Origin of the sequence: Microvirga thermotolerans (assembly GCF_009363855.1) — a bacterium.
Classification (GTDB): Bacteria; Pseudomonadota; Alphaproteobacteria; order Rhizobiales; family Beijerinckiaceae; genus Microvirga; species Microvirga thermotolerans.
This window is the reverse complement of the sequence record NZ_CP045423.1, coordinates 2,156,416-2,169,550: the sequence shown is the minus strand read 5'-3', so window position 1 is coordinate 2,169,550 and position 13,135 is coordinate 2,156,416. Positions and strand designations below refer to the sequence as shown.

At 66.3% G+C, this 13,135-nt stretch carries 16 protein-coding genes; 10 read left to right on the top strand and 6 right to left on the bottom strand.

The features are described 5' to 3' along the window. Positions 1-2: 2 nt before the first annotated feature. The 3 genes from GDR74_RS10055 to GDR74_RS10045 all read left to right on the top strand — a co-directional run bounded on the left by GDR74_RS10055 (position 3) and on the right by GDR74_RS10045 (position 1,878). A complete protein-coding gene (locus tag GDR74_RS10055) occupies positions 3-1,046 on the top strand; it encodes a helix-turn-helix transcriptional regulator (RefSeq protein ID WP_152586187.1) in 1,044 nt (347 codons plus the stop codon). Between the two features lie 178 nt (positions 1,047-1,224). Further along, complete coding sequence (locus GDR74_RS10050; protein WP_152586186.1) at positions 1,225-1,566, top strand: hypothetical protein; 342 nt, start codon at positions 1,225-1,227, stop codon at positions 1,564-1,566. Positions 1,567-1,683: 117 nt separating this feature from the next. Continuing rightward, positions 1,684-1,878 (top strand): hypothetical protein, encoded by a 195-nt coding sequence (locus tag GDR74_RS10045; protein WP_152586185.1) that lies wholly within the window; start codon positions 1,684-1,686, stop codon positions 1,876-1,878. Positions 1,879-1,896: 18 nt separating this feature from the next. Here the strand turns inward: GDR74_RS10045 and GDR74_RS10040 are convergent, their stop codons facing one another. After that, positions 1,897-2,106 (bottom strand): DUF2842 domain-containing protein, encoded by a 210-nt coding sequence (locus GDR74_RS10040; protein ID WP_152586184.1) that lies wholly within the window; start codon positions 2,104-2,106, stop codon positions 1,897-1,899. 155 nt (positions 2,107-2,261) lie between these two features. Between GDR74_RS10040 and GDR74_RS10035 the strand changes: the two genes are divergently transcribed. Further along, positions 2,262-3,344, top strand: a complete 1,083-nt coding sequence (locus GDR74_RS10035; protein WP_152586183.1) for a COX15/CtaA family protein — start codon at positions 2,262-2,264, stop codon at positions 3,342-3,344. 70 nt (positions 3,345-3,414) lie between these two features. On the opposite strand, the gene GDR74_RS10030 is transcribed toward GDR74_RS10035, so the two are convergent. Next, the gene (locus GDR74_RS10030; RefSeq protein ID WP_152586182.1) at positions 3,415-3,831 is read right to left on the bottom strand and encodes a DUF1236 domain-containing protein; all 417 of its coding nucleotides are present in this window, start codon (positions 3,829-3,831) and stop codon (positions 3,415-3,417) included. A gap of 291 nt (positions 3,832-4,122) precedes the next feature. Between GDR74_RS10030 and GDR74_RS10025 the strand changes: the two genes are divergently transcribed. Beyond that, positions 4,123-4,794, top strand: coding sequence for a ParA family protein (locus GDR74_RS10025; protein ID WP_152586181.1), 672 nt, complete (start codon positions 4,123-4,125; stop codon positions 4,792-4,794). A 76-nt stretch (positions 4,795-4,870) separates the two neighbouring features. Here the strand turns inward: GDR74_RS10025 and GDR74_RS10020 are convergent, their stop codons facing one another. Next, a complete protein-coding gene (locus tag GDR74_RS10020) occupies positions 4,871-6,154 on the bottom strand; it encodes an O-acetylhomoserine aminocarboxypropyltransferase (RefSeq protein ID WP_152586180.1) in 1,284 nt (427 codons plus the stop codon). 126 nt (positions 6,155-6,280) lie between these two features. Continuing rightward, positions 6,281-6,808 (bottom strand): CoA-binding protein, encoded by a 528-nt coding sequence (locus tag GDR74_RS10015; RefSeq protein WP_246179347.1) that lies wholly within the window; start codon positions 6,806-6,808, stop codon positions 6,281-6,283. Between the two features lie 51 nt (positions 6,809-6,859). Here GDR74_RS10015 and GDR74_RS10010 point away from each other — a divergent pair, with 51 nt between their 5' ends. Next, positions 6,860-7,297 carry a PaaI family thioesterase gene (locus tag GDR74_RS10010; protein ID WP_152586178.1) on the top strand — a complete coding sequence of 146 codons (438 nt, stop codon included), beginning with the start codon at positions 6,860-6,862 and terminating at the stop codon, positions 7,295-7,297. Between the two features lie 52 nt (positions 7,298-7,349). Here GDR74_RS10010 and GDR74_RS10005 read toward each other — a convergent pair whose 3' ends face one another. Continuing rightward, the gene (locus GDR74_RS10005; RefSeq protein ID WP_152586177.1) at positions 7,350-7,970 is read right to left on the bottom strand and encodes a glutathione S-transferase family protein; all 621 of its coding nucleotides are present in this window, start codon (positions 7,968-7,970) and stop codon (positions 7,350-7,352) included. 278 nt (positions 7,971-8,248) lie between these two features. On the opposite strand from GDR74_RS10005, the gene rplM reads away from it, so the two are divergent. From rplM to argC, 3 genes are all read left to right on the top strand, one after another. Beyond that, a complete protein-coding gene (gene rplM, locus GDR74_RS10000; RefSeq protein ID WP_152586176.1) occupies positions 8,249-8,713 on the top strand; it encodes a 50S ribosomal protein L13 in 465 nt (154 codons plus the stop codon). A 2-nt stretch (positions 8,714-8,715) separates the two neighbouring features. Then, positions 8,716-9,192 carry a 30S ribosomal protein S9 gene (rpsI, locus tag GDR74_RS09995; protein WP_152586175.1) on the top strand — a complete coding sequence of 159 codons (477 nt, stop codon included), beginning with the start codon at positions 8,716-8,718 and terminating at the stop codon, positions 9,190-9,192. Between the two features lie 317 nt (positions 9,193-9,509). Beyond that, on the top strand, positions 9,510-10,469 hold the full coding sequence (argC, locus tag GDR74_RS09990) for an N-acetyl-gamma-glutamyl-phosphate reductase (protein ID WP_152586174.1): 960 nt from the start codon (positions 9,510-9,512) through the stop codon (positions 10,467-10,469). On the opposite strand, the gene GDR74_RS09985 is transcribed toward argC, so the two are convergent. Further along, positions 10,461-11,357, bottom strand: a complete 897-nt coding sequence (locus GDR74_RS09985; protein WP_152586173.1) for a fumarylacetoacetate hydrolase family protein — start codon at positions 11,355-11,357, stop codon at positions 10,461-10,463. The two genes, argC and GDR74_RS09985, sit on opposite strands and share 9 nt — an antisense overlap. Before the next feature lie 411 nt (positions 11,358-11,768). Between GDR74_RS09985 and GDR74_RS09980 the strand changes: the two genes are divergently transcribed. Next, entirely contained in the window at positions 11,769-13,070 is a 1,302-nt protein-coding gene (locus GDR74_RS09980; protein WP_152586172.1) for an OmpP1/FadL family transporter, read from the top strand. Positions 13,071-13,135 lie beyond the last annotated feature (65 nt).

Genomic DNA, 13,135 nt, shown 5'->3' with positions numbered 1-13,135 from the left:
CCATGGACGCCCGTCAAACCATCCTGTGCATCGAGGACGAGGACGATCTGCGCACGGACATCGCGGAGGAGCTTGAGGCAGCCAACTACGACGTCATTCAGGCCTCCAACGGCAGCGAGGCCCTCGCCGTGCTGAAGAAGCACAGACCCGATCTCGTCCTGTGCGACATCACCATGCCGGGGCTTGGAGGCTACGACGTCCTCAAGGCCATGCGCGAGAAGGGGGAACTGGCGGACGTGCCCTTCATCTTCCTGACTGCGCTCGCCGACCGGAGCGACGTTCTCGTGGGGAAGCAGGCCGGCGCGGACGACTATCTCGTCAAGCCCATCGATTACGAGATCCTGCTCGCCACCATCGCCGCACGGCTGAACCAGGTGGCACGGGTGCAGAAGAGCGCGGTCCAGAGGGCCGAGGAGGCCTGGCAGGAGATCCTGAAGTCGTCCCGGGGCCGCACCGTCGAGGCCCTCTACAAGGCGACGTTCGCCTTCGACCGCTTCCTGGTGGGCGTGGTGGTCGTGGACGAGAAGGGAAGCGTGCGCCTCATGAACAAGGAGGCGGAGCGCATCCTGGCGGAGGACGACGGGCTGAGCGTTTCCCAGGGAATCCTCAAGGGGGCCGCTCCGAAGCAGAACGCCAAGCTCCACGAAAACATCGGGAAGGCGTTTCACGAGGAATCGCTGGACGAGATCGTGTCGTTCCCGCGCCTTTCCGGCGGCAGGCCCTATCTCGTCCTCATCCCGGGCCAGCGCTTCTCCGCGGAGGAGAAGCCGGAGGCGGTGGTTCTCCTCCTCATCGACACGGAGCAGCGCACCAAGGTCTCCGGCGACACCCTGGTGCGGCTCTACAACCTCACCCCCTCGGAAACCCGCGTGGCCCTCATGCTCATCGACGGCAAGCGCCTCGACCAGATCGCGGAAGAGCTCGACGTGGCCCAGACGACGGTGGTGTTCCACCTCAAGAACCTCTTTCGCAAGACGGAAACCAACCGTCAGGCGGACCTGATCCGGGTCCTCCTGTCGGTCCCGCTCCGGACCGCCGCCGACTGAACGGGGCGTTTACGGGCCCGTTACCATCTTTCGCGATGATGCCCGCCGCCGCCTTCGTATCGAGCTTGGCCACGTCTCTGCCACGGTTCGTTCAGGTTCCGGAGAGGTTTGGGAGCCTATAAAGGGCTGCACAAGGAGCAGGGACGGTGCGAGCCCCTGCATGAGCAAGGTGACGTTCATGAAGACCTCTCGTTTGATTCCCGGCGCCGCATTGGCTCTCGCCCTGGTGACGAGCGTCGTCGCCGTTCAGCCGGCCGCGGCGCGCGACCGTCTTTCCCCCGGTGCGGCTGCGGCCCTGGGCGTTCTGGGCGGCCTCGCCGTGGGCGGCGCCATCGCCGCCTCGCAGAGCCCGGCCTATGCCGCTCCCGTCTATGCGCCCCCGCCGCCCCCGCCGCCGGCCCCGGTCTACTATGCCCCGCCGCCTCCGCCGGTCTATGTGGAGCAATGCTACACCGAGCGGTACAGCGAGTGGGTTCCGGGTTGGGGCTGGGAGTCCCGCCGCCGCACCGTCTGCCGTTGAGACGCAGGATCGTCCGACGACAAGGCCCGCCCGAGCGGGCCTTTTCTTTGCGCGCCGGCACGCAACCACGATTCTCCTGTCGCGTTCTCCGCTGAGAAATTCACGGGAGCGCAGGCGATGTCCAAGACCCCCAACACCGACGGCGAGCCCCGCAGCCCGAAGGTCAATCCCGGCGACCAGGCCCCTCCCGGCACCCCGGGCGTGGGCGAGAACCTGTGTCGGGATTGCAAGGGAAGCGGTCGGATCGGGGACAAGCCGTGCCCCACCTGCGGCGGCACGGGGACCGTGCTGGAAGAGCTCGGCGGGGCCTGAATTCGGGTCCCGCGCCCTTCAGACCTTGTCCGGCTTGCCCATCCAGCGGATCAGGGGCAGCAGCGGAACGATCCAGATGAGCCCGAGAACGATGTAGGCCAGGGTCTGCACCAGCTTAGGAGCCTCGGTGATCCGGCCCTCGGCGACCGCCATCGCGAAGAGCGCGTAGAACGCGATGAAAACCAGCATGATCACGGTGCCGATCAGCTTGCGCGTGCGGATGCCCATTCTCGTTCCTCGTCCTTCGCCCTTCCTTGAGCGCGCCTGGGAACGGCGCCGACGGCCCGCCGGTGCGTCATCGGCATGAATTGCCTGGCAGCGCCGCAGCCTCTATGTGACAGCCCATATCCAGGTTCAAGCCCCAATCCATCGTGAGAGTGAGTATGGCTGTCGCAGCCTCGACCCAGGGCATGGCGCCGAGAAGCCTCCCCGAGACCCGTCACCTGTCCGCCGTGCGCATCTGGCTCTACATCCTGGCAACCCTCGTCATCGCCATGGTCGCGGTCGGCGGCGCGACCCGCCTGACCGGGTCGGGCCTGTCGATCACGGAATGGAAGCCGGTGACCGGGGCCATTCCTCCCCTGACCGAGCAGGCCTGGATGGCGGAATTCGAAAAGTACCGCCAGATCCCGCAATACGAGCTCGTCAACAAGGGAATGACCCTCTCCGAGTTCAAGTTCATCTATGCGTGGGAATGGGGGCACCGGCAGCTCGGGCGGCTGATCGGCCTCGTCTTCTTCGTCCCCCTCGTCTTCTTCTGGCTGCGCGGAGCCATCCGGGGCCGGCTCGCCCTGACACTGCTCGGCATCGGCGCCCTCGGCGGCCTTCAGGGCGCCGTCGGCTGGATCATGGTGGCTTCGGGTCTCCAGCCGGGCATGACCGCCGTCGCTCCGATCAAGCTCGCGCTTCACCTCACCGTGGCCAGCGTGATCCTGGCCTGCCTCGTCTGGGTCGCGGCAGGCCTGCGGGGCGAGGATCCTGCATGGGTGAAGGCGGAGCCGCGGCTGGGCGGGTTCCCCGCCATTCTCGTTGCCCTCGTCCTCGTGCAGATCGCCCTCGGCGGCCTCGTCGCCGGTTCGAAGGCCGGCTTCACCTACAATACCTGGCCGCTCATGGACGGTCGCCTCGTCCCGCCGGCCGAGGTGCTCTTCAGCGTCACGCCCCTCGTGGAAAACTTCGTCGACAACCTGGCCCTGGTCCAGTTCAACCACCGTCTGGTGGCCTATGCGCTCGTCGCCGCTGCCATCTGGCACGCCTGGTCGGCCACGAGGCGCGCTCCGTCATCCCGCGCCGCACGCCGGGCCGTCGCGCTGGCGGGCCTGACCTTCGGGCAGATGGTTCTCGGCATCGCGACCCTGCTTCTGGTGGTCCCGCTCTGGGCCGGCCTGCTCCATCAGATCTTCGCGATGATCGTCCTGTGCATGGCGGTTGCGCACGCCCGGGTCAGCGGTCTCGCCGCATGCTGACCTCCCATGAGATAAGGCCAAAAGAAAAGGGCAGCCGGAGCTGCCCTTTCGCAAGTCGGATTTTCGGTGTTTAGCGGATGATCTGGACCACCCGGTGCGTGCTGGGCTCCACCAGGACCGGCGTGTTGTTCACGACCGTGTAGCGATAGCCCTTGACCCCGAACTCGGCGGGCACCTCGTAGTAGGTCACGCCGCTGGAGGGCAGAACCGTGCCGACGCGAACCTCCTCGCTGTAGGTGTAGGACGGCACGCCCTGGGTCACCACGTACTGACGGAACTTGGGCTGCTGGTCGCCGACGATGCCGCCGACGATCGCGCCGGTCACGCCGCCGATCGCCGCGCCGACCGGACCGCCGACGATGGCGCCGCCGACCGCACCGGTCGCCGCGCCGGCCGCCGCGCCGCCCTCGGCATTCGTCTGGGCGAAAGCGCCCACCGGGGCGAGAGCCGCAAGAACAACACCGGTCAGAAGAAGTTTCTTCGACATGATTTCGGACTCCTTGGCTGTGAAAGTCGGTGTCTTAACGGGCTTGAGCGCAGCCAGTTCCGGCCATTCATTTGTCGTTCATCGATTTCCTGCGGGTATTTTTACTGCCGGGGAGGGAACAATTCGGATGCAGGCCGAAACCGGCCCGCAGCTGAGAAGAGGCATTTTTCCAAAGGGAAAACAGCCGTTCCGGTTGGGAGCTTGGTAAATATCCTGCTAAGTAGATACAGTGTTAGAGAAGGCGTGGCCTGCCATAGCCTCGCCCGGAACGGGAAGCATCGGGAGTAAGGCATGAACGTGCTGGTTTTTGCGTCACGCAAGGGTGGCTCCGGGAAGAGCACGCTTGCCGCTCATCTTGCCACCTATATCGCGACGCCGGAGCGCAAGACCCTTCTGATCGACAGCGATCCGCAGGGTTCTCTCTCGTTCTGGCACCGGATCCGGGGGACTGAGAACCCCGCCCTGAAGCACAATCCGCGCGACCTGGCCCAGACTCTCAAGACGGCGGAGAAGGAAGGCTATCAGTGGGTGCTGATCGACACGCCGCCGAACAAGTCTCCCGTCGTCGTCGAGGCCATCCGCCACGCGACCCTGGTGATCATTCCGACGAGGCCGAGCCTCTTCGACATCGCCGCCGTGCAGGACACGGTCGCCATCGCCCGCGAGCTGCGCAAGCCCTATGCCGCGGTCATCAACGGCGCGCCGGCCAAGCGCCACGGCGAGGAGGCGGCCATCGTCGCGGACGCGCGGGGCGCCCTCAACGCCCTGAAGGTGCCGGTCTGGGCAGGGCAGATCACCCACCGGGCCGACTTCTCCATGGCTCTCGCGGAGGGGGAGGGCGCCGAGGAGTTCGACCCCGGCTCCTTTGCGGCCGACGAGCTCGGCCGCCTCTGGACCGCCATCGACCGGTCGATCAAGGCCGTGGAGTCCTACAAGGGCCGCGGCACGCGAAGCGCCGCCTGAGCAGGCATCCGGCACGAGCGACAAACGAAAAGCGGCCCTCCTGGGCCGCTTTTGCGTTCGGTTCCGAAGCCGCGGATCAGGCTGCGGCGAGGGCCTGGTCGAGGTCGGCGATCAGGTCGTCCTTGTCCTCGAGGCCGATCGAGAGGCGCACCACTTCCGGCCCGGCGCCTGCCTGGACCCGCTGCTCGTCCGTGAGCTGCCTGTGGGTGGTCGAGGCCGGATGGATCACCAGCGAGCGGGTGTCGCCGATATTGGCGAGATGGGAGAAGAGCTTCAGGTTCGACACGAGCTTCACGCCCGCCTCGTAGCCGCCCTTCAGGCCGAAGGTGAAGACCGCCCCGGCGCCCTTCGGGCAGTACTGCTTGGCGAGGTTGTGGTAACGGTCGTTCCTCAGGCCGGGATAGCTCACCCAGGACACCTTGTCGTGCCCCGCCAGGTGCTCCGCCACCGCCAGGGCATTGTCCGAATGCCGCTGCATGCGCAGGGGCAGCGTCTCGATGCCGTTGAGGATGAGGAAGGCGTTGAAGGGAGAGAGCGCGGGGCCCAGGTCGCGCAGGCCCAGGACCCGGCAGGCGATGGCGAAGCCGAAGTTGCCGAAGGTCTCGCCCAGCACCATGCCGCCGTACTCGGGGCGCGGCTTCGAGAGCATGGGATAGCGGTCGTCGCCCGAGAAGTTGAACGATCCGCCGTCCACGATGAGGCCGCCGATGGAGTTGCCGTGCCCGCCGAGGAACTTGGTGGCCGAGTGCACGATGATGTCGGCGCCGTGCTCGAAGGGGCGGATCAGATAGGGCGAGGCCATCGTGTTGTCGACGATGAAGGGGATCCGGTGCTTCTTCGCGATGGCGGCGATGGCCCGAAGGTCCACGATCACGCCGCCCGGATTGGCGATGGATTCCACGAAGATCGCCTTTGTCTTCGGCGTGATGGCCGCCTCGAAGGAGGCGGGCTCGTCCGAATCCGCCCAGACCACGTTCCAGCCGAAGTTCTTGTAGGCGTGGTTGAACTGGTTGATCGAGCCGCCATAGAGCTTGCGGGCAGCCACGAACTCGTCGCCCGGCTGGAGGAGGGTGTGGAACACCAGGAACTCCGCCGCATGGCCCGATGCCACCGCCAGGGCCGCCGTGCCGCCCTCGAGGGCGGCCACGCGCTCCTCCAGGACTGCGCAGGTCGGGTTTCCGATACGGGAATAGATGTTGCCGAACGCCTGCAGCCCGAAGAGGGAGGCGGCGTGGTCCACGTCGTCGAACACGAAGGACGTGGTCTGGTAGATGGGCGTCGCCCGGGCGCCCGTGGCCGCATCCGGAGCGGCGCCTGCGTGAATGGCAAGGGTGTCGAAACCGGGCAGACGGTCGGTCATGGGGAAGCCTTCTTCGCTGAACTTGGATTGTTCTATTTAAAGAACGAACCGTTCGTCAGGTCAAGAAGGCTGCACCGGAAGCGGGGCGTCCGGATTCCGAGGCGCCCAAGGAGGCGGGGCAGGCCCTTATCGTGGCCGGTCGAGGCTCAGCTTCTGGAAGCCCTTGCCCGCAAGGACAGGCCGCTTGGCGCTCAGCACGCGCGAGTTGACGCCCTGCCAGGAGATTTCCCCGGAAAGGCGCCCGAACTCGATCTTCGGGCAGCGGTCCATCACCACCTTCACCCCCTTGGCCTCGGCGCGGGCAGCAGCCGCGTCGTTGCGCACGGAGAGCTGCATCCAGATCGCCTTCGGCAGGGGAACGAGGGCGAGCGCCTCGTCCGTGATCGGCCCAGCCGCTTCGGAATTGCGGAAGATCTCGACCATATCGACGGGGTGCGGAATCTCCCGCAGGGAGGCATAGACCGTCTTGCCGAGGAGCTCCTGGCCGGCGAGGCCCGGATTGACCGGCACGACGTCGTAGCCCCGTTCCAGAAGGTACTTCATCACGATCCAGCTCGGGCGGGCCGGGTTCGAGGACGCGCCCACGAGGGCAATCGTCTTCACGCCCTGGAGGATGCCGCGGATGTAATCGTTGGTGTAATTGCCGTGATCCATGCGGGCACCGTATGGGAGAAGGCAGGGCCTTTCAACGAGCATCGTGCGTCCATGACATCCCACAAGCCGGCGATGAGCCGGGAGGAGCTGAGCGCCTTCCTCGACCGGGAATTCCCGCAGATCCATTTCGGCGGGCGGACCTATCACGTGGAGGAGGTCGGGCCTCTCTTCGCCCGCCTGCGCATGGACTACCACGAGCGCCATCTGCGACCCGGAGGCACCCTCTCGGGGCCTGCCATGATGGGCCTTGCCGACCTGGCGCTTTACGCCGCGATCCTGGCCCAGATCGGTCCCGTGGCGCTTGCCGTCACCACGAGCCTCACCTTCAACTTCCTGAGGAAGCCCGAGCCCAGGGCCCTGATCGCCGAATCGCGCCTCCTCAAGCTCGGAAAGCGGCTGGCGGTCGGGGAGGTGGCGATCCGGTCCGAGGGGCATACGGACCTCGTCTGCCATGCCACGGGAACCTACTCGATCCCGGAACGGCGATGAGGATCCGCGCGAAGACGACGGAGGACCGGGACTGGGTGGACCGGCGTGGAGGTTAGGGCCGCGCAGGAACGAGGGCGTCGTCGATCTCCCGCGCCCGGATCGCGGCCGGGCGCCCTGCGATCCGCTGCCAGTAGCGCTCGAAGGCAGGGCGCTTCTCCAGGGTGCCGAACATCATCCCCCAGCCGATCTGCGAGCCCACATAGACATCGGCGGCGGTGAAGCGGTCGCCCGCGATATAGTCCGATTGCGAGACCGCATATTCGAGAGCGTTCACAGCATCCTCGACGGAGCCGTAGCCGACCATGCCGCGGCGCTCCTGCGGCGCCTCGAAGCCGAGCGCCTTGTTGCTGAGAGCCGCTTCGAGCGGCCCGGCCGCGAAGAACATCCAGCGGTAGTAGGAGCCGCGGTTGCCCGGGGGAGGGGCAAGGCCCGCCTCCGGGAAGGCATCGGCCAGATAGGCGCAGATCGCCGCAGCCTCGGTGACGACCGTGTCCCCGTGGCGGATCGCCGGGACCTTGCCCATCGGGTTGACGGCGAGATAGGCCGGGGACTTCATGGTGGTCCCGAATTCCAGCACCTCAGTGCGGTAGGGGCGGCCGACTTCTTCCAGCATCCAGCGGACGATCCGCCCCCGCGACATCGGGTTGGTATAGAAGACGATCTCGTCGCTCATGTGAGTTCCTCCAGGAATTTCTCCCGCTTATACAGGAGACACGGGACTTTCACGAGGTCCGGAAAGAGGTGAGGTATTTCAATACCGTATATGCGGTAGCTTAATACCGGGTGGCAAAAATCCTTATGCAGCAAGGGTTTTCTCGCCGAACGTGATCCGCTTTTCTGTTGACAGGCGGCGCGTGAGCACCTATTGAGCGCTCACTCGCCGCCGCATTCCGCGGCGGTTGTCGTTTTTCAGAACCTGAGCCCTCGGGGCTCTCAACGGGAACCAGCGCAATGAAGACTACGACTTCGCTGAAGCCCGCCGAGGTCGAGAAGAAGTGGGTCGTGATCGACGCAAAGGGCCTCGTGGTGGGCCGCCTTGCCTCGATCGTTGCCATGCGTCTGCGTGGCAAGCACAAGGCGAACTACACGCCCCACGTCGACTGCGGCGACAACGTCATCGTCATCAACGCCGATCAGGTGGTGTTCACCGGCCGCAAGCGCGAGCAGAAGGTGTACTATCATCACACCGGCTACCCGGGCGGCATCAAGGCACGGACCGCGAAGTTCATCCTCGAGGGACGCTTCCCCGAGCGCGTGGTCGAGAAGGCCGTGGAGCGCATGCTCCCGCGCGGCCCGCTTTTCCGCCAGATCATGGGCAACCTGCGCGTCTATGCCGGCGCTGAGCATCCGCATGCGGCTCAGCAGCCCGAGGTGCTGGACGTCGCTGCCCTCAACGCCAAGAACGTGAGAGTCTAACCATGGCGACCCTCCAGTCTCTCGCCGATCTGGGCCAGACCGCCCAGACCGCCGCTCCGGAAGCTCCGAAGCATGTCCAGAAGCTCGACGCGCAGGGCCGTGCCTATGCCACCGGCAAGCGCAAGGACGCCGTCGCCCGCGTCTGGATCAAGCCGGGCTCCGGCAAGATCACGGTGAACGACCGCGCCGTCGAGGTCTACTTCGCCCGTCCCGTGCTCCGCATGATCCTGGCGCAGCCGCTCCAGGTCGTGAACCGCGACGGTCAGTACGACATCGTCGTGAACGTGTCCGGCGGCGGCCTCTCCGGCCAGGCCGGCGCGGTGCGCCACGGCCTCGCCAAGGCGCTGACCTACTACGAGCCGGAGCTCCGCGGCCCGCTCAAGAAGGAAGGCTTCCTCACCCGCGACGCCCGCGTGGTGGAGCGCAAGAAGTACGGCAAGGCCAAGGCCCGCCGCAGCTTCCAGTTCTCGAAGCGCTGATCGCCACGAGACGACCCGTCCGAAAGGGCGGCCCTCGGGCCGCCCTTTTCTCGTCTGGCCTCATCACCGCTCGGCGGTTCCCCGCTCCGTCTCGGCCAAGCTTGTTGACAGGCGGAAGGTTCCGACGCATGTGTTGGAAATGATCGACCGGACCCGCAACCGCCGACGTTTTTCGAACGCTCCCGCCGCGCGAGCGCGATGACGGCCGTTCAGGTCCGATTGCGAGCCGCGCCGGGTGCGCGGCTTTTTTGTTTTCCCATCCACAACATCCCCTATATCAGCGGCCTGACGGACAGAACGGATCGGCGGTGACGGCTATGACGACATCCACAGCAGCGCTCGACGCAAGGACCAAGACGGTCTTCATCGACGGGGAGGCGGGCACCACCGGCCTCGGCATCCGCGACCGTCTCCGGGACGTTCCCGGAATCGCGATCAGGAGCATCGCGGCGGAGCGGCGCAAGGACCCGGAGGCGAAGCGCGAGATCCTCGCCGAGGTGGACCTGGTCGTTCTCTGCCTGCACGACGACGCCGCGCGCGAGACGGTCGCCCTGGTCGACGGTCTTGGCGGCCGCAGGCCCAAGATCGTCGATGCGAGCACGGCCCACCGGGTGAGCCCGGGCTGGGTCTACGGCTTTCCGGAGCTCGCGCCGTCGCAGAAGGAGGCCATCGCCTCCGCCGAGCGGGTCGCCAACCCGGGCTGCTATCCCACCGGCGCCATCGCCCTGATCCGCCCGCTCGTGGAGGCGGGCCTGATTCCTGCGGACCACCCCGTCAGCGTCAACGCAGTGAGCGGCTACAGCGGCGGCGGGCGCACGATGATCGAAGCCTACGAGGCCGGCACGGCCCCGGCCTTCGAGCTCTACGGGCTGGGCTTCGAGCACAAGCACGTGCCGGAGCTGCAGAAATACACCGGCCTGACCCGCCGCCCGATCTTCGTGCCTTCCGTCGGCAATTTCCGGCAGGGGATGCTGGTCAGCGTTCCGCTGCACCTGGACATGCTCCCCGGAAAGCCGAAGGCGGAGGAACTCGAAGCGGTCCTGACCCGGTGGTACGAGGGCAGCGCCTTCGTCTCCGTGGTGCCGACGCATGCCGACGGCAAGCGCGTCGAGCGGATCGAGCCGGAGGCCCTCAACGACACGAACCGCATGGAGCTGCGGGTGTTCCGGAACGAGGCCTACGGCCACGCCGTCCTGGTGGCGCGCCTCGACAATCTCGGCAAGGGCGCGTCGGGCGCGGCCGTCCAGAACATCAAGCTGATGCTCGGGCTAGACTGAGGCCGAGCGCTCGCGGACCGGGTGGCTCGTATCCGGCGCCCGCTCCTCGAAGGCGATCACCCGCTGGCGCTGCTCGCCGAGGCCCGCGATGCCGAGGCTCATCACGTCCCCGGGCTTGAGGAAGCGCGGGGGCTTCATGCCCATGCCGACGCCCGGAGGCGTGCCGGTGGTGATCACGTCGCCCGGCTCCAGGATCATGAAGTGCGAGACGTATGAAACGATCTGAGGCACGTTGAAGATCATGGTCTTCGTCGAGCCGGTCTGCATCCGCTCGCCGTTCACGTCGAGCCACATGTCGAGACCGTGCGGATCGGGAATCTCGTCGCGGGTCACGAGCCAGGGACCCAGGGGGCCGAAGGTCGGGCAGCCCTTGCCCTTGGTCCATGTGCCGCCGCGCTCCAGCTGGAATTCGCGCTCCGACACGTCGTTGCAGATGCAGTAGCCGGCGACGAAATCGAGCGCCTCGTTGGCCCCCACATAGGACGCGCGCTCGCCGATCACGATGGCGAGCTCCACCTCCCAGTCGGTCTTCCGCGATCCGCGGGGCAGGATCACGTCGTCGTTCGGGCCGACGATGCACGAGGGGGCCTTGTTGAAGACGATGGGCTCGGCCGGAATCGGAGCCCCCGTCTCGGCCGCATGATCGGCGTAGTTGAGGCCGATGGCCACGAAATTGCCCACGCGGCCGACGCACGGGCCGATCCGCTGTCCGGCGGGAGCGAGGGGAAGATCCGACGGGTCGAGGCTGCGCAGCCTCTCCAGGCTCTGCGCGCTCAGCGATGCTCCGGCGATGTCGGGAACGACGGCGGAAAGGTCGCGGATCCTGCCCTGCGCATCGACCAGACCCGGCTTCTCGTGCCCGGCCTCTCCGTACCTGACCAGTTTCATCGGCGTTTCCTCTTCATCCTGTGCGAGAGATCATATGGTCCGATTTGCCCGCGGGGTGCAACCGGGCCGAACGCCCTTCGGCGGCCGCGGAAATGTTGCCGTTTTGCCACGCAGGCCGACGATCTGCATTCCCGCGCGGCGTTACGAGGTTGCATCGGCCGTCAGTGCGGCACCGCAAGTATTGGGTGGTTTACATATGAACTTTTGCGATGACTTGCATTCTCGCTAAGCGTGCAAAGTAAAACAGAAGTATTGAGAATTGTAATCAATAAGAACGCAACGGAATGGGTTCGTCCGTCAGGAACTCGTTAACCGATTGCGGCAAAATTAAAGCATTGGCAGAGTACGCCTCAAGGCGGGAGGATTCTCCCGCGCAAGAAACAACAGAACATGCAAGGGCGGGAATTTCCTATGCGCTTCAATCGATCGTTGATCCTGGCTGCCGTGTCCCTCGCAGCTCTCGTTTCCGCCCAGGGCGGAGCCCAGGCCGGCGCCTTCGCGCTGCGCGAGCAGAGCGCGACCGGGCAGGGCGAATCCTTCGCCGGCGTGGCGGCCGGTTCCGCGGGCGTCTCCTCCATGTACTGGAACCCGGCGACGATCACCATGGCGCCGGGCTGGCAGAGCGAGTTCCACGGGACTGCCATCATTCCCGAATCCAAGATCACGCCGGTCTACACCATCCCGGCGGGCCTGGCGGCGCTCGGCCCCTCCGGGGACATCGGCCTCGATGCCTTCCTGCCCTCCAGCTACACCAGCTACCAGGTCAACGACCGGCTGTGGGTCGGCTTCTACAGCGGCGCCCCCTTCGGCCTCGTGACCAAGCCGAACCCGGTCTGGGCCGGCCAGATCTATGGGCGGACCACCTCGGTCTTCTCCTTCGAGGCCATGCCGACCATCGCCTACAAGGTGAACGACTGGCTGTCGGTCGGCGCCGGCATCCGGGCCCAGTACTTCAAGGTGCGTTACTTCTCGGCCACCGGCGCGACGCCCTTTGCCCCCTCCGCGGGTCTCGAGGGCGACAGCTGGGGCGTCGGCTATGCCCTCGGCGCGACCATCACCCCGTTCGCCGGCACCTCGATCGGCATCGGCTTCCGCTCCGCCATCGAGCAGAACCTGGAAGGCTCGTTCCAGTACTTCGGCGTTCCGATCAAGGCCAACCTGGTCCTGCCGGAATCGGTCTCCGTCGGCGTGAGCCAGCGGATCACCGACGCCTTCACCGTGAACGCCACCGCCGAGTGGACCAACTGGAGCCGCCTCGGCTTCCCGCGGGTCACCAACGGCCTCACCGGCGGCCTGCTGGCGTCCGCACCGTACCTCCCGCTGGACTACAAGGACGGCTGGTTCTTCTCCGTCGGCGGCGAATACCGCGTGAACACCGCCTGGACGCTGCGCGCCGGCGTCGGCTACGAGATCTCGCCCATCGAGGTCGAGACGCGCAATCCGCGCCTGCCCGACTCCGACCGCGTGTGGCTCTCCGTGGGCACCACCTACAACTGGAGCGATCAGCTCTCGTTCGATCTCGCCTACACCCACATCTTCTCGGTCGGCAACACGGACATCAACATCGCTCCCGGCAACCCCACCTTCGCGACCCGGGGCGTGGTGTTCGCCGCCAACGTGGACTCGCAGGTCGACATCATCTCGGCCGCCATCAAGTACCGCTGGGACAATCCGGCGAAGGCCATCCCGGCCCCCATCGTCCGCAAGTACTGAGATCTGCGAACCTAAACAGAAAGGCCGGCTCCGCGCCGGCCTTTTTCATTCGTTCCGGGGGAGGG

Excerpts from the sequence above, each read along its gene's own strand:
- GDR74_RS10050 (WP_152586186.1), top strand. The coding sequence starts at position 1,225 with ATGAAGACCTCTCGTTTGATTCCCGGCGCCGCATTGGCTCTCGCCCTG.
- GDR74_RS10025 (WP_152586181.1), top strand. The coding sequence starts at position 4,123 with ATGAACGTGCTGGTTTTTGCGTCACGCAAGGGTGGCTCCGGGAAGAGC.
- rpsI (WP_152586175.1), top strand. The coding sequence starts at position 8,716 with ATGGCGACCCTCCAGTCTCTCGCCGATCTGGGCCAGACCGCCCAGACC.
- GDR74_RS10005 (WP_152586177.1), bottom strand. The coding sequence starts at position 7,970 with ATGAGCGACGAGATCGTCTTCTATACCAACCCGATGTCGCGGGGGCGG.
- GDR74_RS09985 (WP_152586173.1), bottom strand. The coding sequence starts at position 11,357 with ATGAAACTGGTCAGGTACGGAGAGGCCGGGCACGAGAAGCCGGGTCTG.
- GDR74_RS09980 (WP_152586172.1), top strand. The coding sequence starts at position 11,769 with ATGCGCTTCAATCGATCGTTGATCCTGGCTGCCGTGTCCCTCGCAGCT.
- GDR74_RS10015 (WP_246179347.1), bottom strand. The coding sequence starts at position 6,808 with ATGGATCACGGCAATTACACCAACGATTACATCCGCGGCATCCTCCAG.
- GDR74_RS10030 (WP_152586182.1), bottom strand. The coding sequence starts at position 3,831 with ATGTCGAAGAAACTTCTTCTGACCGGTGTTGTTCTTGCGGCTCTCGCC.
- GDR74_RS10040 (WP_152586184.1), bottom strand. The coding sequence starts at position 2,106 with ATGGGCATCCGCACGCGCAAGCTGATCGGCACCGTGATCATGCTGGTT.
- GDR74_RS10055 (WP_152586187.1), top strand. The coding sequence starts at position 3 with ATGGACGCCCGTCAAACCATCCTGTGCATCGAGGACGAGGACGATCTG.
- GDR74_RS10035 (WP_152586183.1), top strand. The coding sequence starts at position 2,262 with ATGGCTGTCGCAGCCTCGACCCAGGGCATGGCGCCGAGAAGCCTCCCC.
- GDR74_RS10045 (WP_152586185.1), top strand. The coding sequence starts at position 1,684 with ATGTCCAAGACCCCCAACACCGACGGCGAGCCCCGCAGCCCGAAGGTC.
- GDR74_RS10020 (WP_152586180.1), bottom strand. The coding sequence starts at position 6,154 with ATGACCGACCGTCTGCCCGGTTTCGACACCCTTGCCATTCACGCAGGC.
- rplM (WP_152586176.1), top strand. The coding sequence starts at position 8,249 with ATGAAGACTACGACTTCGCTGAAGCCCGCCGAGGTCGAGAAGAAGTGG.
- GDR74_RS10010 (WP_152586178.1), top strand. The coding sequence starts at position 6,860 with ATGACATCCCACAAGCCGGCGATGAGCCGGGAGGAGCTGAGCGCCTTC.
- argC (WP_152586174.1), top strand. The coding sequence starts at position 9,510 with ATGACGACATCCACAGCAGCGCTCGACGCAAGGACCAAGACGGTCTTC.